1 protein-coding gene is annotated in these 358 nt (G+C 32.1%); it reads left to right on the forward strand.

The annotated features are described in order from the left end of the window. Positions 1–277, forward strand: a 277-nt coding sequence (locus SB822_RS55505) for a DUF4231 domain-containing protein (protein WP_410858898.1), incomplete at its 5' end; no start/stop codon positions are given. Positions 278–358 lie beyond the last annotated feature (81 nt).

Raw genomic sequence — 358 nt, forward strand, 5'->3', positions numbered from 1 at the left:
CTCTTTTTCTTTAATTTTAGTATCTATAATAGCAGGTGTTGCTAGTGTTCTAGCTAGTATTCTCACCCTGGTTAGTGTAAAAGATACTTGGTTTAGATATAGAAAGCACGCAGAGCTTTTAAAAAGAGAATGTATCCTCTTTAACTGCCACTGGGGAATATATGAAGATGAAGATAGGGAAAGAAAGCTTGCTGTAAGCGTTGAAGAAATAATAAGTAATGAAAGGGAATATTGGGAGGCTAATAAAATTAACAAGAAGGGTGAAAAAAAGGCATAATTCCCTTATTTATGCTTTCTGTAGATGTATACAACTTTTACAGGGAATTCTTTAAAACAAAAATTGACTATATGTTTATTG

Source organism: Paraburkholderia sp. SIMBA_054, from assembly GCF_046534875.1.
Taxonomy (GTDB): domain Bacteria; phylum Pseudomonadota; class Gammaproteobacteria; order Burkholderiales; family Burkholderiaceae; genus Paraburkholderia; species Paraburkholderia hospita.